2 protein-coding genes and 1 pseudogene are annotated in these 1,333 nt (G+C 38.5%); all 3 read right to left on the reverse strand.

What is annotated here, in order from left to right:
* Positions 1–358, reverse strand: a pseudogene (locus tag ACFINZ_RS09650) (hypothetical protein); the annotation flags it as partial.
* A complete protein-coding gene (locus ACFINZ_RS09655; RefSeq protein ID WP_011180298.1) occupies positions 348–695 on the reverse strand; it encodes a DUF1376 domain-containing protein in 348 nt (115 codons plus the stop codon). The pseudogene ACFINZ_RS09650 and the gene ACFINZ_RS09655, both read right to left, overlap by 11 nt.
* Entirely contained in the window at positions 688–1,164 is a 477-nt protein-coding gene (locus ACFINZ_RS09660) for a crossover junction endodeoxyribonuclease RuvC (protein ID WP_375701407.1), read from the reverse strand. The genes ACFINZ_RS09655 and ACFINZ_RS09660 overlap by 8 nt, the downstream gene beginning before the upstream one ends.
* Positions 1,165–1,333: the final 169 nt, after the last annotated feature.

Genomic DNA, 1,333 nt, shown 5'->3' on the forward strand with positions numbered 1-1,333 from the left:
CTTTATGATGTTTTTCCCATTTTGCCTGTGCTGCTTTCTTTGCTCTCTCTGAAAATTTATTTATATTTTCATTTGAGTTATTGAGTTCTTCCTCAACATCTGAACTCCACAAACGACCATCTTCTAAAGAAATGATGTGCCCAGATCTAAATAAATAATCTAACGCCTTTTCAAATCTTTTTACTGTACAACAAGTAAAATGAGATAATATTCGTGCATCATTCAAAAGAGGTTCCCGCATGTGTAACATTCTTATCCGCAACTTCACATAAACATTGACTTCCATAGGTGGTAAATCAGAGAGTTTAAATAGCCACTGGTCTGTATTAAGTCTCGTCCAAGCCAATTTAGTTGACATATTTTACCTCCTTTTCTTCATTATTATTAAAGGTAAAATTATCTAACTCTTCACTGAGGTTATTGAGTTCCTCTTCAACATCGAGATTCCATAAACGACCATCTATCTCAATAAGTTTATCATTTCTCATGAGATATTCGACAATAGCTGCAAATTTTTTCTGCGAACAATGACAAACGCGTGCAAGCGTTTCAAAATCTGTTTTAAGTGGTTCTTTTTTTTCATACATGCAAACGAGAAGGGTTATATACACCCCCCGTTGTTCAGATGTCATTCCATTTGTACCACTTATCCAGTCATACAAATAAAATCTTACCCATGGCATTGCATTAGACATGCGTACCCCCTTCTTTCATTAGATATAAAATTGCCAAAGCATCTGCTTCGTTGTCATCTTTAGGCGCGTGCCCTTTTGCACACACCGCTTTAATCATCTCTTCTTTTGAGGCATTGCCTTTTCCTGTCGTTTCTTTCTTAATCGTCCCAACGGGAATGCCTTCATAAGGAATTTGGTGATGTTCACACCACGCCGTTAAGGTTGCTAACAAGCCGCCATAAACATGCGCTGCATCCGTCCCTACATGACGGCGCACTTCTTCAAAATACACCGCATCAATTCTCCTTGCTGTCATCTTCATTTCAGTAAGCCATTGTTTAAAACGCAAATAACGCATCCCACCGCCTTCAAAACGACGGGGCTGAAAATTCATGACGCCACTGAATATATGACCATCCGCACCACATATCGCCCAGCCCGTCTTGCTTCCTAGATCAAGACAGAGAATAGTTTGTGCATGAGTGATCATAATCCCCCCTTAAGGCTCTACGTATTTATATGTGTGCTATGACAGAGCGTGTAGTCATAAGTTTAAAAAAGTGGACTAACTTAATTCAGAAATACACCGCATACTTCAAACTTCACAAAACTAAGAGAAACAAATCTCACTTACTTTTTTTCTGATTTGTAGATCGCAT

It is taken from the genome of Bartonella sp. AA81SXKL (genome assembly GCF_042196945.1).
In the GTDB taxonomy this organism is placed as follows: Bacteria; Pseudomonadota; Alphaproteobacteria; order Rhizobiales; family Rhizobiaceae; genus Bartonella.

Coding starts and splice junctions, on each gene's coding strand:
- ACFINZ_RS09655 (WP_011180298.1), bottom strand. CDS start 695: ATGTCTAATGCAATGCCATGGGTAAGATTTTATTTGTATGACTGGATA.
- ACFINZ_RS09660 (WP_375701407.1), bottom strand. CDS start 1,164: ATGATCACTCATGCACAAACTATTCTCTGTCTTGATCTAGGAAGCAAG.